The organism is Arsenophonus endosymbiont of Crataerina pallida, from assembly GCF_964020125.1.
GTDB lineage: Bacteria > Pseudomonadota > Gammaproteobacteria > Enterobacterales > Enterobacteriaceae > Arsenophonus > Arsenophonus nilaparvatae.
On sequence record NZ_OZ026540.1, the window covers coordinates 909,564 to 928,526 of the forward strand.

The window sequence follows — 18,963 nt, forward strand, 5'->3', positions numbered from 1 at the left end:
TGGCAAAATAATCAGGCATACCCTATCTAGCCCATTCCATCGGAAAAACCACCATGCAAAAAGCAAAAATCCTGTCATCGGAGCGATTTCCGATGAACAACAACGTCCGGCGTTTACGCTATTTACAAAAATTAGAAGCGTTAAAACGTAATAGCAATCACCAATTCCCTGTCACTGTATATCGTTGAGGTCGACGCAAAATGCTTACCGCAAATAGCCCCCTGCTGGCAAGACTGGCAGAAAACCACACGCAAATGATCATGGCGCACAATCAACTGGCCGAAGCCCATAAAATGTTAATCAGTCAGTTGGTCGGACATACTGAAAATGACCCCAGTGACCCAAATGAACCGACAGGGGTGAAAAAGCCGAAACCCTTCACACCGGATGTTAAGCCACAACCTGTTGCGCCATCGGTTACCTTTGAACCTCAAGAAGCGATTGAACCTGAGCCTGTTGTCAAAGCACACACTAAAGCCGAAGACAAACCAGCCCCCGTTGTCGCCGAGAAAAAGGTTCAAGCCCCAAAGACCGAAACGAAACCTGCTAAAGCCGTTAAACCAATTGAGCCGATTATTGAAGCGCCTGAAGTAGCGCCTAAGCCCGAACCGGTGGATATTGAATCACTTGATTTGCGTCACGTGGTCGCCCTGTCTGTCTTGTTTGGGGATAAAGCGCTTAAACCTGACAATACGCAAGTTGCTAAAGCCAAAGCGACTTTTGCGTCCGAAAAAGCAGATAGCGTTACCGGGCAAATTGATGCACTTTATTGCGCCTTAAACGGGTTACCTAAAGTGACATTTCTTCCTAAAGCCAAAACCTTCGACGTATGCCTAAAAATACTGGCTAACTGGGATAATCTCTTTGGCATTACCGATCGTCGCGAATTTGCCTTGTCATTACTGCGTGAATTGCCTACCCCAGCAGAAGTCAAACCAATTGATTTTAAGGCACTTCGCAGTGAGGCTTCGGCCTGCATTACTCAACTGGTCAAAGGCGGATATCGCAATGAAGCGGTGGATATCCTCGCCTCATTCAACGCTAAAAAAACGGGTGACGTTACCGATGACAATCTGGTTCAGTTTATCGAGAAAGCCCAACGCGTTTTAGCCGATGATAATGCCGAGGGTAGCGATGGCTGAACATGCAAAACTTTCTCCCTCCTCAGCGCATAGGTGGATGAGATGCGCAGCTAGTCTCGCAGTCGAGGCCACCTTACCCGATAAAACATCGCCGTTTGCGGAAGAAGGAAGCGCGGCGCATGCGTTAGCGGAAAGTATCTTAACAATGCGCCAAAACCCGTTTAGTGACGGGCGTAGACGAACATCTGGATTTGATGCGAAAGACTATATCGGCACGTATCCATTGTTAAAAGCCAACTCGCCACAAGTGGATGAGGAGATGATTGAGCACGTCCAGACCTATATCGATACCGTCTGGAGGCTTGCGGACGGGAAAATCTTACAGGTTGAGGAGCGAGTTGACTTTTCAGCCGTCATTGACGTAGAGAATTCGTTTGGTACCGCCGATGCGATTATTGTCAGCGAGGATGAGTTACAAATCCATGACCTGAAATACGGTAAAGGCGTTAAAGTCGATGCCAGGCAAAATGCGCAACTTATGCTCTATGCGCTAGGGGCGTTACATCAGTTTGACCTTATTTATGATTTTAACACGGTTCGTCTTTTTATTCATCAGCCCAGACTTAACCATCTGTCCGAATGGGCGCTATCGGTTGAGGACTTAAAAGACTTTGGGGACTTAGCCAGATTGAGGGCGCAAAAAGCCATGGAGATGGTAACCCTTGCCGAGCGCAACGGGCTTGATGCGCTACCGGATAGTGCCTTTTCACCGGGCATCAGGCAATGCCAGTTCTGCAAAGCAAAAGGCGGATTGTGTTTTGCCCAGGCGCAATTTGTCCATAATGAAGTCAAAGGCGATTTTGTCGATTTGACCCAACCGCTCGCACCACAATTAAGCGATGCGCCGAAACGTATTACGTTACTAACCCCTGGGCAAATGGCAACACTCTACCCGCATATCGATTTGATAGAGAGTTTTTGTAAAGCCCTGCGAAATCGGGTCGCTGAGGCATTACATACGGGGCAATCGGTACCGGGCTTTAAACTGGTTACCGGCAAACAGGGTAATCGCACCTGGTGTGATGAACGTGAAGCCGAAACGCTGTTAAAAGCCGCCAAACTTAAACAGGAACAAATCTACCACAAGAAAATTATTAGTCCGCCACAGGCTGAGAAACTACTTAAAAAAGACAAACCGAGTCGCTGGGCAAAACTGGAAGCACTTATTGAGCGAGCAGACGGGAAACCCGTTATCGCACCGGAATCTGACCCTCGCCCTGCCCTTGTTATTAATCCCTTAAACGACTTTGACGATGTGACCGAAGCGGCACTCGCTGATAAATCCATCTAATTAAAAGGTAACGTGATGAAAATTAAATTAAACAACGTACGTCTGGCTTTTCCTGAATTATTTGAACCTACGCAAGTCAGTGGTCAAGGAGCGTTCATGGTTAGGAAATTGAATGTTAATTATTTCTTTTTTTCTGACCTTAATTGCTGATACGGATGACCGATCTCTAGTTTCACCATCAAGTAGTCGCCTGGCTTTTCGTCAACCAGAGGTTTTTTTATACAATAAATTGAATTTAGTTAGATCTTCCCTACGCGGTTTTCCGTAACCCTCGCGCCTTTTTGACTATCTTACGGCGCATTTCCAGTAATACTTCTGCTCTGATACCCACCTGTACGCTGTTAAAAATCATCCGGCTCCCACATAATATGCATTGATACGGATCCACATTCGTAAAGTGTTTCATCAGCGACGCAAAGCCCGGTTTATGCGGTTTTTTCTTCACCTGCATACCCAGTGCCGCATAGACTTTCGGCAGCAAAATCCCCCGTTTCCGGTTGGCCAGAAAGCCGTAATACCGCACCATCTTAAAATGCTGTGACGGGATATGGCTGATGTAGCGCAACAACATTGCTTCCTGGCTCAGATATTGGGTGCGGTGCTTTCCCGTCCGGTGATCATAGTAATGATGGACAACAGTGCCTCCGTTATAATGACGCAGTTTTGAGGCTGCAACCGGCGGGCGTTTCAGGTAACGGCCAAGATAATTGACATTTTGTCGGGCATGTTTGGTTTTTTTCGCAAAGTGAATTTTCCAGCGCCGCTGGTACTGTGATTCCAGAAACTGACACCATTCCCGGTAGTCGCGGATATGCACATAGCCGGCAGCAGGTAAATTCAGCCCGCCGTAATTCTCTCGAAGTAACGCGATGACAGCCCGGCGCCAGTACCGCTCTACTACTTTCTTTTTGAAGAAAACCGGTCGCCAGACGTCGTGTTTGCGGCATAATCCGCCGCGGGTCACCGATAAATGGATATGCGGGTGTTGGTTAAGCTGACGCCCGTAAGTATGTAGGGCGACAAACAACCCGATTTCGATATTGAGTTTTTCTGCCCATTTCAGCAGGGTTCGAGCGGCACAGGCAAACAACTGATTCAGTAATGGCCAGTTGTGATTAAATGCCGGCCAGAGTTTATCAGGCATAGTGAAAGTGATGTGCTGCCATTCGCAGTCTGGCAAAATGTGTTGCTGCTCGGCTATCCACTGTTCGGTGGCTTTCATCCCGCAGGCGCTGCAGCCTTTGCTTTTGCAGCTCTGACAGAAATATTTGGTGTGCGGGCAGTCAGGGGAGTCGCAGCAATAACGACGGATACCCATAGCACCGGTGCCACAGGCGAGCATCCGTTCGACGACCAGTTTAGTCCATTCGGGAACGGAAGAGCCGTATTTCATGAGTAACCGGTTCCAGCCGTCATCTATCTGGAAGAGAAGTTTTGCGGGTCGGGGAATATACATACACCGGATTATAACGGGAGGCGGTTACTAAGGACAGCCATTTACTTACAGCGTCTTAGCTCCCGACGCAGGCGGGCTACTGTCCAAATACCGTGCCAATTTCCTTATCGCCAAAAGCCGTACTGACCTGATTGAAGAAATCAAAACGGGGATTAAGGCGGTCATTAAGGAAAAATGGGGAGCCAAAGAGGTAGAAAAAATTTATAACAGCATCTGCCACTCCAACAACCGTTTTTGCTTCCGCGATGGCGACAATAAAGAATACGATGGCTATGCCGGAAATATGTACATCACCGCCAGTAATAAAGATCGTCCGTTAGTCATTGACGTAAATCGTACACCACTCACCGCACAGGACGGTCGTCCCTACTCTGGCTGTTACGTTAACGCCACCATTGAATTTTATGCCTATGACAATAATGGTAAAGGGGTTTCAGCCTCCTTAAGAGGGGTTCAGTTTTTCCGGGATGGCGATGCCTTTAGCGGTGGAAGCGTGGCCTCCGTTGACGAGTTTGACGACCTGAGCATGGCTGAGGAAGAAGACGATATCGCCTTTTAAAACACCAGAGAAACCACTGCGGCCTGAGGTGGTTAAACATTCAGGCAATCTAATCAATTTAAGGATGTGTGAATACGGCTCTGCGCTCGTGGGACAGTCAACACTATAAATTATCTTTCAAATAGCTAATAGCGTTTGATTGCGTTTACCCGTCCGTCATGACTGTAAGCGGACACCGAGAGGCACTCGGCATACATCCTATCTCACACAAATGTATAAGACCTAATCAGGTCTTTTTTATTGCCTAAATTAAGGGTAAAAAATGAACAGCGATGAATTAAGAAAAATACTTGATGAACATAAAGTTTGGGTAGAGTCGCTTGGCGAGAATGGATCTAAGGCCGACCTGTGTAGAGCCAACCTACGTGAAGCCGACCTACGTGGAGCCGACCTACGTGGAGCCGACCTACGTGGAGCCAACCTATATGGAGCCAACCTATATGGAGATGGAGCCGACCTACGTGGAGGCAACCTATATGGAGCCGACCTACGTGGAGCCAACCTATATGGAGCCAACCTATATGGAGCCGACCTACGTGGAGCCGACCTACGTGGAGCCAACCTATATGGAGCCAACCTATATGGAGCCAACCTGCCAGAGTTTACATTTATGATCATCGGTGAAACCTATCCAATCACAATCACAAATGGAGAATATCTGCGTGCTGGATGTCAGCATCATTCGGTAGAGAAATGGCGGCAATTTACCAAAGAAGAAATCTCAGGGATGGACGGTAGAAAAGCACTTGAATTCTACCCTCGTTTACTTGACATTCTGGATTTTTACTTGGGTAAAGGTGAACGCCCTGACTGGTTAAACCAAACAGCGCAATAAGAAGGAGTCTGCTTATGGAGCTCGATAATCCACGCATTGTAACAGCGAAACATCCCAATATGGGCAATTTGGTTGGAGTAACTAATGGTAGTCGTCATTTGAGCGATGCAAAATACTTAAGCAGCATTGATATATGGAATGACGACGACATGGAAACAAGAACTTTCAAGGAAATTATACAGTGCTTAACAAAAGAAAATGAGCGTCTTAAAAAAGAGAATCGAAGGCTGATGAAGATATATCGTGAAATTGGCGGGCTGTGCAGGACTTGAACCTGCAACCGAAGAATTAAATCCCCTGCTATACCATTCAGCTAACAGCCCAATGATAATTATAGTGCAAGAATTAGAAGAATTTCAGTATTGCCGTTGCAGCACTAATAGTCACAACGATTACACCACCAAGTTTTAAAAGTAATCCAGTAGCAATAGTTTCAACGTCTTTACGAATCAACGCTATCTGACCATCAGTTTTCTCAAAACGTAAATTCATCTCAGCAGATAAGTCTTTGCGAACATCAGCTATATCACGTTTGACTTCGGTAATATCAGCTTTAGTCGCTACATCAACCGCTTCGTGCGATTCACGAACAGCCAGAGATATAGCTTTTGCCTGGTCTTTAGGTAAACCAGCACCTTCAAGCGTTTCAACAAATTTTAATGTATCAAATGCAACTTGACCCATAACGTTATCCTCCCGTGTTTAGGTAAGTATAACGGGTTTAGGGTTCAATCTGCAAAATCTTTCACATTAATACCTTCATTCGTTCCATTACGGAGAAATATTTTTATGTCTAAAATTACCAAAACCGAATTAATGACTTTCAAAACCGATGATTTAGGTATTGAATTACAGGGAACCCTTTATCAAGGCAAACCAGTATTCTTTGCCGTAAAAGTTGCTGAAGCTTTAGGATATGCACAGCCAGCAAAAGCATTAAATGAGCATTGTAAGTCATTGATTAAACTTAATTGTGCTGAAACGGCAGAATTAAGTTTAGGATTCAGACCTAAAGGAATCATCCTTGTACCTGAAGGGGATGTTTTCCGTCTGATACTTAAAAGCAAACTTCCTTCCGCTGAACGTGTTCAGGATTGGGTCTGTGAAGACGTTTTACCAGCATTACGTCAACACGGAAGCTATAGCATTAAAAAGCATCACAAAGACGAAGGTAGCGGATTACCTGAATTTCGTAAAGCAAAGGCGATAGAAATTCAGGCTAAAGCCATACAAATTCAAATGGAAAATGTGAAGAAGATATTTGAATGGGCAACAAACCTTTCCGATAACGCCAGACAAACTATCATAGCCGGACTGATTAACCCTATTGCGGGTAGTGAAGTGATCCCCTTGCCGCTTATCACCGAAAAACATTATACAGCAACAGAGATTGGTAAAATGTTTAATGTTTCCGCAAATAAGATTGGGCGTATCGCTAATGACAATAAGATGAAAGTTAAAGCATACGGTGATACCTATCTCGATAAATCCCCTTACAGCAATAAAGAGGTTGAGTCCTTTCGCTACAACGACAACGCAATCAAGAAATTCAGGGAAATTCTTATTGCTGAACAAGAAGCAGCAAAAAGCGAACTTATTTAAATACCCATTGACGAAAGCAAAAATCATGCGCTATAGTTTATTTGCATCTGATAAATCAGGTGCCAGGTCTGCAAACCTGCCGTAACTAAGAAGGCGCATAGCACGCCAACAGCGTGTTTTTTTATGCGTCAGTCTGCCATATCAAGAATCAATGGTGGACTGGATGGGGGAGCCGAAAGGCTCGCCGGGATCCTTCTTAGCCGGTTTTTGCAGCCCTGTTCAGTTCACCGCCATATTAAGAGCCTGCAAACTCTTTGGTGGTGATTATCCTAATTTAAGAAGGAAATCATTACTATGACTACTTTAATTTTCCGCAGTACTGCTCTTGAAACTATTTCTCATAAAAACCAAATTTGGTTTACTTCTACTGAACTTGCTAGAGCTTTGCAGTATCAACAAATTGACTCTGTTACCAAAATATTTAACCGTAATAAAGACGAATTTACATCATGTATGACACAGACGGTCAATTTGACCGTCAGCGGTAAAATCAATGGGTTACAGCACAAAAAGACCCGTATATTCTCCTTACGTGGCGCACACCTGATCGCTATGTTTGCGAATACGCCAGTAGCAAAAGAATTCAGAAAATGGGTGCTGGATATTCTCGATAAGCAAACAATTAATCAAACCAGTAACTTTACCCCAAAATATCAACCAAAAGCCGTAGAGCGTTTCACTCATTCAGATACGCGCAATCTAACACATTTAGTCTGGTGTATGACAAATGGCTTTCGGTTTGAGCGTTCGTGGAGTAATGCGGTGTGGCTGGCTTTGCGCGAAGTGACGGGCACGCCATCACCGGAGCGTTTTCAGGTAGCACATATACCTTTAATGGCTGACGAATGTCGCCGGATTTACTACATCACAGAATCATTACGCCAAATTATCAATGACGCTGAAAAACAGGTTATCAAACGACTTTTACGTAAGCGTGAGAATATCGATACCGTTTTAGCGGAAATAAAACAGCTTTTTGAACACTTCCACCATCAACAAATCGGGATAATCACCGCGCGCACTGACCATTGGTACGAAGGTGAACTCACCCACTTCCTAGAACGTCATTAATTAATCTTAACGCCCCTTTCTAAGGGGCAATCTTTCATCAATTTAACTATTGAGGAATTTTCTTATGTCAAATTTAATGAATGTACCAAATGTCACACTTTCCAACAACGAAACGATTGACTCGCAACAATTACTCATCATGGTTAACGAAACACGAAAAGAACACGGAGAACCCGCTATTAGAAATAACGTTTTTATCGATCGCATTAAAGATGAACTCGAAGACGAGTACTACAAAATTTTTGTAGTGCAAAAAATGAACAACACGGAATCAGAAATTATCGAAATGACGCTTAAACAGGCACTGCGCGTTGCCGCCCGTGAATCCAAAGCCGTTCGCCGCTCGCTGATTGATAAACTGGAGCAGCAAAGTAAACCTAAATCACAGGCTGAACTTAATCTCGCTTATGCAATTGCACAAGTTGAGCAAGAGCGTCGGTTAAAGAGTATCGAGCATCAGGTAGAGCAAGTCTCAGAAGAAATCGAACAAATCAAACAAGGCACTATCCCAGCCGGTTTCCAGGGCTATAGCTATCTTAAAACAAAATACGGCTTAAGCGATGCCAAATGTCGGCAATTAGTCATGGCGTGGAAGGTGCCTTGCAAAAAAGTGCCCCATGTTGCGCCTGGCGGCCAAATTACCCAAATGTCAGTGGTTGATGAAGCGGCATTTAAAAACGCGTTGGATAACATGATGCTTGAGGCTGAGAAACGCGGCAGTCAGTGGTATCACCCTAAAATGGGGCGTTTTTCCGTAACCGCCTGATAAGGATGGATTATGCAAAATTTACTATTTTGCGATTTAGAAACCTATAGCGATATTCCGATTAATTGTGGCACGCATCGCTATGCTGAAAATGCAGAAATTTTACTTTTTGCTTATGCTTACAATCATCACCCCGTAAAGGTCTGGGATGTGACGCAAGATAAAACGATGCCGACAGATTTGAAAGCGTATCTTAATGACACAGAAATTTTAACTGTCTGGCACAACGGCGGCATGTTTGATACGGTAATTTTAAAACAGGTGTTAAATATTGACTTACCGTTATCCCGCGTTCACGACACATTAGTACAAGCACTGACACATGGCTTACCCGGTGCGCTCGGTTCGCTTTGCGATATCTTCAACGTCAATAGCGATAACGCCAAAGATAAAGAAGGTAAAGCGCTCATACAGCTATTTTGCAAACCGCGTCCTAAAAATAGCAAAATACAACGCGCCACGGCGTTAACTCACGCAGAGGAATGGCAACGTTTTAAGCAATACGCAGGTTCTGATATTTTAGCCATGCGCGAGATTTATCAACATTTACCGGGTTGGAATATGAGTGTGGACGAAACCCAATTATGGCAGTTAGACCAAAAGATTAATCGCCGTGGGATGTGCATGGATGTTGAACTGGCGAAAAGCGCCTTGACTGCCGTTGAAAACGAGCAAAAACGGTTATCAACCGTCACCCAGCAATTAACAGATAATGCCGTGCAAAACGCAACACAACGCGATGCACTGTTACAGCATATCGTTTCGGCATTTGGCATCACGTTACCGGATATGCAAGCCAGCACGCTACAGCGCCGCGTTAATGACCCTGATATTCCACCGGCTTTACGCGAACTGCTGTCAGTCCGTTTGCAATCGTGTACAACCAGCACCAGTAAATATAAGGCGCTGTTAAAATCGGTAAGCGCAGATGGACGACTTCGAGGAACCAAGCAATTTTGTGGTGCCTCACGCACCGGACGATGGGCGGGACGTATTTTTCAGCCGGATAATCTCCCCAGACCCACGCTTGACCAAAAGACGATTGATAACGGCATTGACGCATTAAAAGCCGGTTGCGCCGAGCTGATTTGTGATGACATTATGCAACTGACCAGTTCTGCGCTTAGAGGGTGTATTATCGCGCCACCCGTTAAAAAACTGGTTATCTCGGATTTGTCGAATATCGAAGGCCGCATGCTGGCATGGCTGGCAGGGGAAAACTGGAAAGTCAATGCTTTTAGCGAGTTTGATAACGGCAAAGGCGATGACCTCTATAAACTCGCCTATGCGCGCGCATTTAATCTTTTACCTGAGAACGTCACTAAAGCTCAACGACAAATCGGTAAGGTGATGGAACTCGGCTTAGGCTATGGCGGTGGGGTTGCGGCATTTTTGACATTTGCCCTCGCCTACGGTCTGGATTTAGATGAACTGGCGGAAGCCGCATTACCTAACATACCGCCTAACGTTAAGCGAGAGGCGATGCGCTGGTATCAAAAATCCGTTGAAACGGAGAAGACTTATGGCCTCAGCGAAAAAGTCTTTGTTACCTGCGATTCCCTTAAGCGCATGTGGCGCAATGCCCATCCACAAACCGTATCATTCTGGTACGACATTGAAGACACTGTAAAACAAGCCATTCAGTCACCGGGGATAGTGTTTAAGTGCCGTAAACTTAGCCTTCGTCGCGATAAAGGCTGGCTCAGAATTTGTCTACCATCAGGTCGTAGTCTTTGCTACCCTTCTGCGCGAATAGAGAATGGACAAATTAGCTATATGGGCACCAATCCCTACAGCCGAAAATGGGAACGGTTAAAAACCTACGGCGGTAAAATTACTGAAAATATCTGTCAGGCCGCCGCACGCGATGTCTTGGCCTATAGCATGCCACGCATTGAAAAGGCGGGTTATGCGATTGTCTTAACCGTCCATGATGAAATTATCAGCGAAGCGCCGGATACTCCTCAATTTTCCGCCGAGGGGTTAAGTAAGCTGTTAAGTCTTAATCCGGATTGGGCTTTTAATTTACCGCTTAGTGCAGCGGGGTTTGAGACTTATCGTTATCGCAAGGAATAAATAACACACACAGGATAAAATAAACATCATGGCCTTTATGAAAAACGACAGCCCACTTTATTTCAAGGCAGCACAGGATGCGGTACACCTTGAACAGTCAGGCCAATACCATGAAGCGGCGCGCGCATGGTCACAGGCAAACCGACTGGCGCGCAATCGCAATAATCGTATCTGGAGTGAACACCGCGGCGATTTTTGCCTGATGCAAATCAAACGGGAACATATTAAAAGGATGTATCCATGCGGTTAATCAGGGAAGAGAGCATTGAAAAACATTTGGTGCGTGAAGTGCGAAAAATCGGCGGCATTGCCTATAAATTTGTTTCACCCGGGCGACGAGGCGTACCTGACCGATTAGTTGCACTCCCCAATGGCAAGATTATTTTTGTGGAATGTAAAGCACCGGGCGAAAAACCCACCCCTTACCAATTACGCGAACACGCACGGCTTTTTGCCTTAGGCCATCAGGTCATCGTACTGGACAGTCAGGATTTAAGCAGCATTTTACCCACTGTGGACTAAGAACCCTTTAAGTCACTATATCTTATTGATTCTCTTTGTTTAACTACGGAGGCGTGTTTCCATGTCTAAATTAGTTGTTATTGAAAATACCGTTGTTCGTCAAGACGCTTTCGGGCGTTATTGTCTAAATGATTTACATAAAGCCGCTGGTGATCTTAAAAAAGACAGTCCTGCATATTGGCTTGCTAATAAACAAACTCAAGAATTAATTGAACAATTTTTGAGCGAGGGCGGAATTCCGGTATCGGTCATTCGAGGAGGTGTCGAGCAAGGAACTTACGTTGCTAAAGAACTAGTTTACGCCTACGCCATGTGGATTAGTGCTGCTTTCCATCTCAAAGTTATTCGCACGTTCGATGAAGTTATCGCTACACCTACACAACCGCTAACCGATAAAGTTAAGGCTGGATTAGCAATGCTGGCATTCTACAAACAAGAATTACGTATTGCCCCTTCTGGGCTACTTGGCGCAATGAAAAAACTGCAATCTTCCCTTGGGATGCCAGATGTACTACCTGCTTACGCCGTTGATGCACCTGAAGGAAGCATGACAGTATCAAGCGAAGTGACGCACTCTTTTACGGAGCTTTTACTGCTGCATGGTAAGCCTTACAGTCCGCCATCCGGCTTTAAACGTTTGCAATTATTAGGTATTGTTGAGCGTAAATCACGCCCAAGTAGCAAACATCCTGACAAGGAAAAACTATTCTGGTCACTGACGGAAAGAGGATTACAGTTTGGAAAAAACTTAACTGACCCAAACCATCCCCGTCAGACTCAGCCTCATTTCTATGATAGCCAATTTCCCAGATTGCTAAGCGTGATGATGAACGGAATTGCAGCTGCATAATAAAAACATTGACATTTTAAATCACTATTGACGAAAGAAGAAATCATGCGCTATAGTTTATTTGCATCTGCAAAATCAGATGTCGGGATTGACCTCTCGTCGTAACTACAAAGGCGCATAGCACGCCGAAAGCGTGTTTTTTTATGCGTCAGTCTACCATATCAAGAATCAATGGTGGGCTGGATGGGGGAGCCGTAAGGCTCGCCGGGATCCTTTGTAGCCGGTAAGGTCAACCTCGTCCAGTTCGCCACCCAAGATTGACCTCAAAGGTGGTGATTGTCCTAATCCTACAAAGGTAATCATTACTATGAATACTTTAATTTTTCGTAACACCGTTCTTGAAACAATTTCCCATAATGGGCAGATTTGGTTTACATCTAGCGTGCTTGCTAAAGCATTGGAATACTCACGCATCGACTCTGTTACAAGAATTTATGATCGCAATAAAGACGAATTTACCTCTGGCATGTCAATGACCGTCAATTTGACGTTCAATGGAATAAACAATAGCTTACGTGAAAAAGCAGTACGAACTTTCTCTCTAAGAGGTGCACACCTAATCGCTATGTTCGCCAATACGCCAGTAGCAAAAGAATTCAGAAAATGGGTGCTGGATATTCTCGATAAACAAGCTGTTAATCAAACCCCTAACTATAATCACCCCAGATACCAACCGAAAGCCGTAGAGCGTTTCACTCATTCAGATACGCGCAATCTAACACATTTAGTCTGGTGTATGACAAATGGCTTTCGGTTTGAGCGTTCGTGGAGTAATGCGGTGTGGCTGGCTTTGCGCGAAGTGACGGGCACGCCATCACCGGAGCGTTTTCAGGTAGCGCATATACCTTTAATGGCTGACGAATGTCGCCGGATTTACTACATCACAGAATCATTACGCCAAATTATCAATGACGCTGAAAAACAGGTTATCAAACGACTTTTACGTAAGCGTGAGAATATCGATACCGTTTTAGCGGAAATAAAACAGCTTTTTGAACACTTCCACCATCAACAAATCGGGATAATCACCGCGCGCACTGACCATTGGTACGAAGGTGAACTCACCCACTTCCTAGAACGTCATTAATTAATCTTAACGCCCCTTGCTAAGGGGCAATCTTTCATCAATTTCATTATTGAGGAATACCTTTATGTCAAATTTAATCAACATCGAAACAAAAAACATCAATGGCGGATTAATCCAAACGGTTAATGCTCGTGATTTACATGCGTTTTTGGAAAGTAAGCAGGAGTTTGCTAATTGGATAAAAGATCGCATTCAACAATATGGTTTTATTGAACATCAGGACTTTTTGATAAATTTATCAAAAACCCCAAATGGAGGCCGTCCAGCAAAGGAATATCATATTTCCCTCGACATGGCGAAAGAGCTATCAATGGTTGAGCGCAATGAAAAAGGGAAACAGGCCAGACAGTACTTTATTGAATGTGAGAGACGAATTTTACAACCTCAAACATTACTACCAACGGCAAAAGAACTGGCGCTCATGGTTGTTCGTGCCGAGGAAGAGAAAGAAAAGTTATTACTGGAAAATAAAAACCTATCAACCGAAAACGATTGTCTTAAAAATCTATTCAAAGAAGGCATGACCCCTACCCAATTTAGCAAAATGCTTAACGGCGTGAATAGTCAACAGATAAATCATTATCTTGCTGAGATTAAGTGGCTCTATAACGACAGTAAGTCCGGCAACAATTTACGCTGGCGTGTTGCCGCTACCGCTCGGGATAAATATTTAACCGAAAAACAAAACGAAATAAGCCCCCATGGTGCAAATAGCTTTATTAGCTATCGCCCTGTTTTGCTCAGAAAAGGCGCACAGCGACTTTATGACCAGTATTTGGCTGACAAACTCCCCATGAAAAAGAACTGGAACGGATTACATACCCATGACAAAACTATCCAGATTGTCGCCTGAACAAAAGACAATCGCAAAAACCTTCACCCCTCGCCCTTACCAAAATCTCATTATCAATCACCTGCTCGATATTAAACGCTCAAATGTCTGGGCGGGGATGGGAATGGGTAAAACAGCAGCAACCCTGACGGCATTAGAAAATCTCTATTTATCAGGCAGTGAAACCAAACCCACACTGGTATTAGCCCCTTTACGGGTAGCCCAATCCACTTGGCCTGACGAAGCGCTTAAATGGGGCCACCTGCGTAATATTGAAGTGCAGCCCATTATTGGCACTGCAAAAACGCGGATGACAGCTCTCAAAAATACCCATGCCAGCGTATTTACGGTCAATTATGACAATCTCGTCTGGCTGGTTGAAACACTAGGTGACAGCTGGCCTTTCGGCACGATTATCGCTGACGAGAGCACCCGGTTAAAATCATTCCGGCTACGCAAAGGCGGTAAACGCACCGCTGCACTCGCCAAAATCGCCCATAAATCGGTTCATCGATGGGTAAATCTGACCGGTACGCCTTCACCGAATGGCCTGATGGACTTATGGGGGCAAACCTGGTTTGTTGACCAGGGCGAACGGCTAGGCAGAACCCATAATGCGTTTACGTCTCGCTGGTTTAACCGTATCCAGTTCCCCGGGCAACAGTGGAGCAGGTTTGCGCCTTTAGGATTTGCGCATCTACAAATTCAGTTAGCACTCAGCGATGTCACGCTATCCCTTAATGCCGCTGATTGGTTTGATATCGACGAACCCGTACACAACGTTATTAACGTTGAACTACCCGCGAAAGCGCGAGCACACTATCAGGCCATGGAAAAAGAACTGTTTCTTGAATTGGGCGAGAGTGCGATTGAAGCGTTAAATGCCGCGGCCAAAACAATAAAATGTTTGCAAATTGCCAGTGGTGCTATTTATAGCGATGACAATCGCAACTGGACAGCGATACACGATGTCAAAATCCAGGCACTGGAGAGTATTGTTAATGAATCAGGAGGGACGCCAGTACTGGTCGCTTACCATTGGAAACATGACCTTGAAAGATTAGTAAAAGCGTTTCCAAAAGGCAAAATGTTAGACGCTAACCCACAAACCCTTACCAACTGGAATAGTGACAAAATCCCGTTGCTTTTTGCCCACCCCGCAAGCTGTGGACACGGCTTAAATTTACAGGACGGCGGTAACATTCTGGTCTTTTTCTCCCATTGGTGGGACTTGGAGCAGTACCAGCAAATTATCGAGCGTATCGGCCCCACGCGTCAAGCGCAAGCCGGACATAATCGCCCTGTCTTTATTCATCATATCGTCGCTAAAGATACACTCGATGAAGTGGTGATGGCGCGCCGTAATTCAAAACGGGCAATACAGGATTTATTACTGGAAGCGATGAAGAGAAAGTAAAAAAGACCAGCGCAAGGCTGGCCAACACCAGGTAAAAAAATTGTGAATAGCAAACACACAACCAAATAACTATACCAAAGTATATCAAAACTGTATATATAAACAGACTTAACCTTAAATTTACAAAAATTTATACTTTAATATCAAATAGTTATCATTAACATTACCATTCTCATTAACAACGGAGAGCCCACCATGTGGATTTTAATCCTAGGCATGTATGCCAGCCCTTATGCATCGAGTAACTTTGCAAGTGTTCATACTCAGGAATTTGACACTGAGAACATGTGCCAATTCGCCGCTAAACAGTTTGAGCGTGAGTTTGAAACTTTCAAGGATATCAACGCCAAAGCGATTTGCGTTAAGAAATAAGCTAATTTTACAAAGGCCAAACCATGAAACTTAACATCATCAAATTATTAATCACGACATTATTGTTTATCAGTGCAGCGTTCTCCTTCGAACTGATAGTTGGACATCTTGCGCACGCCGATACCGTCATTGACCCACAAATCAGGTTTAAACGTGGCGAATTAGGCAATATCCATTTAGGCGGGCAAGAGCTACTGGTTATCGGCATTATGATAGTGCCAGCACTCTTTGTCTATTTAGGGGTATTCCTCGACACATTGAAGAAATAGCATAGAGCGAATAAGCATTATCCCACCTGAATTTACCCCACTCAAATTACCCATACCGAAAGGTAAGCGTTTAACAGTAATAAAGGAGAATATCCTATGAATGAATCCCCTTTTGTCAAAACCAGTGAACTGGCAAAAAGGTACAAAGTGTCAACTCACACTATCAGACTATGGGCGGGTAACGGATACCAACGGCGGGAAGGTTTTCCACGCCCTCGGTTTAGATCTGATGAGCTTAATTTTGCCCGGCAGGATATTCTGGATTGGGAGATGGGTAAACGATTTGATTAACTTTATTCCACCAGCGATCATAAGCCTCTCGCTGTTCCTCTAGGTAGGTATGCTTGTCGTATACCTGCCAAATCCCCGGTAGTTTATGCCCTAACATGATCTCAGCAACATGGGGCTGGGTTAATTCCGCAACCCCCGTACGCATGGTTTTACGCAAATCGTGAATTGACCAGTGAGTATAGTTCTCAAATCTGCGAGCCATTTTTTTGTTGAGATTGCTAATAAAACTAATATGCCCACTGACACACAAAGGTTTCCCTTCTGAGACGGTAAATAAATAATCACTGCCATAATTCAATTTTTTAGCAGTTCTGATCAATTCCTCTGCCTCGGGGATAATAGGCCGGATAATGGGCTTTTTGCTTTTACACCCTGTTTTATGATTCTCTGGTGGCACTGTCCATATTCCTTTAGTAAAATCGAAATCAGCCATTTTTGCTTTTAGCAATTCACCTATCCGGCAACCAAACAATAACGCTAGGTTGATTATCAGGGCATTTCTAGGGTTATAGTCTGGCGCATCAATTAACGCAAATAATACCCTGAGCTCGTTGCTACTCAACACTCTCTCGCCTTGTTGCGTTTTTACCCCTAAATCCTGTGAGGTAACATCGATAAGTGGATTTAAAGAAATAATCCCCCTGCGAATTCCCCACCGATGGGCAGTTTTGGTATAACGTAAAATCCGTGCTCCTATCGCCGGTTTCGCTTTCACCACCTCTTCAATTAGCGATAGCCAGACATGCAAGTGCGTTTCGTTGTGGGGTAAATTGCCGATCTTGGGGAAAACATAAATTTCAAATGACCGTAATATCTCACCGGCTTTAACCTGTGAATTTTTAAGCGATTTCTCCCACCAGTCACGAATAACGGATTCAACCGTTCGCGCTTCAACTGATTTTTGTTTACGAGTGCGTTTGACCACTTTCGGGTTTCTGTGCTGCTCTAGTTCACCACGGTAAAAAAGCGCACTATCACGCGCATCTTTTAAACTAATTGCCGGATAGGTTCCAATGTCTATCCGATCACCTTTCCCCTGCCAACGATAGCGATATTGAAAAATGACTTTACCTTTTGGTGTCACGCGAACCGATAAACCCTCTCTGTCGGATTTAGTCACCATTTTAGCTTGTGGCTTACCATTTACCGCTCTTAACCAAGAATCACTTACCGCCATATTTTTTTCTCCTTACGTCTTTTTTATATAATATTTCATGTACACCAATATGTACATAAATTTGATGACACAAGGAATATAATAGGTGACTGAAAACAGTCATTCTATACTGAGATAAAAAATAAAATCATTATAAAACAAAGTATTAATTTTAATTTATCGACTGTCAGTGGCTGTTGACGACTGTTATTGAAGATTGTCTATTATTTCCATCACAAATAATAGAGAATCATAAATGTGGAATAAAAAATCTGCATTAATAAATTTATTCATATAAATCTATCAACTAATTAATCTGTGTAATATTTTATCAATAGCAATAAAGAGTTTTTGTTTGTGTTGTGACATTTTAGTTGAAAATAATACCGATAAGGCAAATTCTTATCATTGCCAGTCACACACAAGATGGATTTTATAGCAATTTATTACGAGGATAGGATGATACTATGTTTTTCAAACATCGAATAAAATCTGTTGGATTGATATTGTTTATTACTGCCGTCTGTAGTAATGCAAATGCTTATACAATTAATGACACTGAGCTTGCTAACATTGTTAAGCAAGAAGAAAAAAAACTAAATTCTCGTATTGGTGTTGCTGTTATTGATACAGCTAATAATGTCACGGTAAGTTATCGAGGTAATGAAAGATTTCCTCTAAATAGCACCTTTAAAGCGTTGCTATGTGGTATGTTGTTAAACCAAGTGGATAACGGAAAAATAGTATTGACGGAAAGTGTCCAGTTTGAGAAAGGACAACTGGTTGCTCACTCTCCCGTGATAGAAAAATTTATCGCTCCTTTATCGATGAATTGGCAACAATTATGTGCTGCAGCGATTAGTTACAGTGATAATACGGCAGCTAATCTGATTGAGAAAAAGGTGGGAGGGCCGACAAGCTTTACCCGTTTCTTACGTAGTATAGGTGATCGGGTTACCCGACTCGATCGATTTGAACCTGAATTAAATAGCGCTATACCGGGTGATAAGCGTGATACTACAACTCCTGTGGCTATTAGCCAAACATTACAAAAATTGGTGCTTGGTGATGTGTTGCAGCCTTCATCACGTCAGCAATTAAGGCAGTGGATGGAAGATGACAAAGTTGCGAATGCGTTATTGCGTTCTGTTCTGCCAGCACAGTGGAAAATTGCCGATAAAACGGGTACAGGAGATTATGGCTCCAGATCGATTATTAGTCTTGTTTGGCCAGAAAAACGTCAACCGCTAATCGTCTCTGTCTACATTACACAAACAAAAGCAACCTTAGCGCAAAGTAATGAAGCCATTGCTCGCATTGGTAAAGCAATATTTTCCGCAACAGATAAGAAAAATCAGTAACATTATCT

General features: G+C 43.9%; 21 protein-coding genes and 2 pseudogenes. 20 read left to right on the plus strand and 3 right to left on the minus strand.

Features of this window, described 5'->3' with window-relative positions; genetic code table 11:
* Window positions 1–53 precede the first annotated feature (53 nt).
* The 4 genes and pseudogenes from AACL31_RS04695 to AACL31_RS04710 form a co-directional block, all read left to right on the plus strand.
* The gene (locus tag AACL31_RS04695; protein ID WP_339053341.1) at window positions 54–188 is read left to right on the plus strand and encodes a hypothetical protein; all 135 of its coding nucleotides are present in this window, start codon (window positions 54–56) and stop codon (window positions 186–188) included.
* Between the two features lie 12 nt (window positions 189–200).
* Window positions 201–1,142: a hypothetical protein gene (locus tag AACL31_RS04700; protein WP_339053787.1), complete on the plus strand. Its 942-nt coding sequence runs from the start codon at window positions 201–203 to the stop codon at window positions 1,140–1,142.
* Window positions 1,114–2,433, plus strand: a complete 1,320-nt coding sequence (locus AACL31_RS04705) for a DUF2800 domain-containing protein (protein WP_409013971.1) — start codon at window positions 1,114–1,116, stop codon at window positions 2,431–2,433. Before AACL31_RS04700 ends, AACL31_RS04705 begins: the two co-directional genes overlap by 29 nt.
* Window positions 2,434–2,448: 15 nt before the next feature.
* A pseudogene (locus tag AACL31_RS04710) lies at window positions 2,449–2,538 on the plus strand (DUF2815 domain-containing protein); the annotation flags it as partial.
* Window positions 2,539–2,683: 145 nt separating this feature from the next.
* Here AACL31_RS04710 and AACL31_RS04715 read toward each other — a convergent pair.
* Window positions 2,684–3,889, minus strand: coding sequence for an IS91 family transposase (locus AACL31_RS04715; protein ID WP_310513469.1), 1,206 nt, complete (start codon window positions 3,887–3,889; stop codon window positions 2,684–2,686).
* 85 nt (window positions 3,890–3,974) lie between these two features.
* Here AACL31_RS04715 and AACL31_RS04720 point away from each other — a divergent pair.
* From AACL31_RS04720 to AACL31_RS04730, 3 genes and pseudogenes are all read left to right on the plus strand, one after another.
* A pseudogene (locus AACL31_RS04720) lies at window positions 3,975–4,448 on the plus strand (DUF2815 family protein); the annotation flags it as partial.
* A gap of 262 nt (window positions 4,449–4,710) precedes the next feature.
* Entirely contained in the window at window positions 4,711–5,283 is a 573-nt protein-coding gene (locus tag AACL31_RS04725; protein WP_339053788.1) for a pentapeptide repeat-containing protein, read from the plus strand.
* A gap of 14 nt (window positions 5,284–5,297) precedes the next feature.
* Window positions 5,298–5,555 carry a hypothetical protein gene (locus AACL31_RS04730; protein ID WP_339053226.1) on the plus strand — a complete coding sequence of 86 codons (258 nt, stop codon included), beginning with the start codon at window positions 5,298–5,300 and terminating at the stop codon, window positions 5,553–5,555.
* Window positions 5,556–5,628: 73 nt separating this feature from the next.
* Here the strand turns inward: AACL31_RS04730 and AACL31_RS04735 are convergent, their stop codons facing one another.
* Window positions 5,629–5,967, minus strand: coding sequence for a hypothetical protein (locus tag AACL31_RS04735; protein ID WP_339053685.1), 339 nt, complete (start codon window positions 5,965–5,967; stop codon window positions 5,629–5,631).
* 105 nt (window positions 5,968–6,072) lie between these two features.
* On the opposite strand from AACL31_RS04735, the gene AACL31_RS04740 reads away from it, so the two are divergent.
* The 12 genes from AACL31_RS04740 (at window position 6,073) to AACL31_RS04795 (ending at window position 16,147) form a co-directional block, all read left to right on the plus strand.
* The gene (locus AACL31_RS04740; RefSeq protein ID WP_339053789.1) at window positions 6,073–6,885 is read left to right on the plus strand and encodes a BRO-N domain-containing protein; all 813 of its coding nucleotides are present in this window, start codon (window positions 6,073–6,075) and stop codon (window positions 6,883–6,885) included.
* Between the two features lie 294 nt (window positions 6,886–7,179).
* Window positions 7,180–7,956, plus strand: coding sequence for a BRO-N domain-containing protein (locus tag AACL31_RS04745; RefSeq protein WP_339053790.1), 777 nt, complete (start codon window positions 7,180–7,182; stop codon window positions 7,954–7,956).
* Between the two features lie 64 nt (window positions 7,957–8,020).
* On the plus strand, window positions 8,021–8,722 hold the full coding sequence (locus AACL31_RS04750) for a hypothetical protein (RefSeq protein WP_339053682.1): 702 nt from the start codon (window positions 8,021–8,023) through the stop codon (window positions 8,720–8,722).
* A 12-nt stretch (window positions 8,723–8,734) separates the two neighbouring features.
* Complete coding sequence (locus AACL31_RS04755; RefSeq protein WP_339053791.1) at window positions 8,735–10,798, plus strand: DNA polymerase; 2,064 nt, start codon at window positions 8,735–8,737, stop codon at window positions 10,796–10,798.
* 28 nt (window positions 10,799–10,826) lie between these two features.
* Complete coding sequence (locus AACL31_RS04760) at window positions 10,827–11,048, plus strand: ANR family transcriptional regulator (protein ID WP_310513200.1); 222 nt, start codon at window positions 10,827–10,829, stop codon at window positions 11,046–11,048.
* On the plus strand, window positions 11,039–11,320 hold the full coding sequence (locus AACL31_RS04765) for a VRR-NUC domain-containing protein (RefSeq protein ID WP_310513199.1): 282 nt from the start codon (window positions 11,039–11,041) through the stop codon (window positions 11,318–11,320). The genes AACL31_RS04760 and AACL31_RS04765 overlap by 10 nt, the downstream gene beginning before the upstream one ends.
* A 61-nt stretch (window positions 11,321–11,381) precedes the next feature.
* Window positions 11,382–12,170 (plus strand): KilA-N domain-containing protein, encoded by a 789-nt coding sequence (locus tag AACL31_RS04770; protein ID WP_339053335.1) that lies wholly within the window; start codon window positions 11,382–11,384, stop codon window positions 12,168–12,170.
* Window positions 12,171–12,477: 307 nt separating this feature from the next.
* Window positions 12,478–13,257 carry a BRO-N domain-containing protein gene (locus tag AACL31_RS04775; protein WP_339053334.1) on the plus strand — a complete coding sequence of 260 codons (780 nt, stop codon included), beginning with the start codon at window positions 12,478–12,480 and terminating at the stop codon, window positions 13,255–13,257.
* A 64-nt stretch (window positions 13,258–13,321) separates the two neighbouring features.
* Window positions 13,322–14,110, plus strand: a complete 789-nt coding sequence (locus AACL31_RS04780; protein ID WP_339053681.1) for an antA/AntB antirepressor family protein — start codon at window positions 13,322–13,324, stop codon at window positions 14,108–14,110.
* Window positions 14,082–15,506, plus strand: a complete 1,425-nt coding sequence (locus tag AACL31_RS04785) for an SNF2-related protein (protein ID WP_422389274.1) — start codon at window positions 14,082–14,084, stop codon at window positions 15,504–15,506. Before AACL31_RS04780 ends, AACL31_RS04785 begins: the two co-directional genes overlap by 29 nt.
* Window positions 15,507–15,701: 195 nt before the next feature.
* Entirely contained in the window at window positions 15,702–15,878 is a 177-nt protein-coding gene (locus AACL31_RS04790; protein ID WP_310513667.1) for a hypothetical protein, read from the plus strand.
* 23 nt (window positions 15,879–15,901) lie between these two features.
* Complete coding sequence (locus AACL31_RS04795; protein ID WP_310513666.1) at window positions 15,902–16,147, plus strand: hypothetical protein; 246 nt, start codon at window positions 15,902–15,904, stop codon at window positions 16,145–16,147.
* Window positions 16,148–16,382: 235 nt separating this feature from the next.
* Here the strand turns inward: AACL31_RS04795 and AACL31_RS04800 are convergent, their stop codons facing one another.
* Window positions 16,383–17,615 carry a site-specific integrase gene (locus AACL31_RS04800; protein WP_339053792.1) on the minus strand — a complete coding sequence of 411 codons (1,233 nt, stop codon included), beginning with the start codon at window positions 17,613–17,615 and terminating at the stop codon, window positions 16,383–16,385.
* A gap of 446 nt (window positions 17,616–18,061) precedes the next feature.
* Here AACL31_RS04800 and bla point away from each other — a divergent pair, with 446 nt between their 5' ends.
* The gene (gene bla, locus AACL31_RS04805) at window positions 18,062–18,955 is read left to right on the plus strand and encodes a class A beta-lactamase (RefSeq protein WP_310512212.1); all 894 of its coding nucleotides are present in this window, start codon (window positions 18,062–18,064) and stop codon (window positions 18,953–18,955) included.
* Window positions 18,956–18,963: the final 8 nt, after the last annotated feature.